General features: G+C 70.1%; 1 protein-coding gene. It reads right to left on the bottom strand.

Features of this window, described 5'->3' with window-relative positions; translation table 11 throughout:
- Positions 1 to 142: 142 nt before the first annotated feature.
- The coding region (locus BJP32_RS17445; protein ID WP_158043326.1) for a hypothetical protein at positions 143 to 244 on the bottom strand (102 nt) is incomplete at its 5' end.

The following is a 244-nucleotide window of genomic DNA, read 5'->3' as shown; positions in this document are numbered from 1 at the left end:
CGTCATGGCCTTCGAGAAGTGGAAGGCGGGCAAGGACTTCGACGCCCCGGTCCGCACGATCACCGACGTGCTGGGGCGGCTGCGGTACGGCGCCAAGGCCTAACTGCCCTCTCCCGATGGGAGAGGGAAGGCGGGGAGAGGGTTAAAGGATGCGGTTGACGTGCGCCATCTTGCGTCCCGGCCGGGCGTCGTGCTTGCCGTAGAGGTGCAGGCGGGCGTCGGGCTGGGCGGCCAGCGCGCGCCA

Source organism: Brevundimonas sp. ZS04, from assembly GCF_001956865.1.
GTDB lineage: Bacteria > Pseudomonadota > Alphaproteobacteria > Caulobacterales > Caulobacteraceae > Brevundimonas > Brevundimonas diminuta.
Note: the sequence above shows the minus strand (reverse complement) of the source record. Positions and strands in the feature narration are given on the sequence as shown.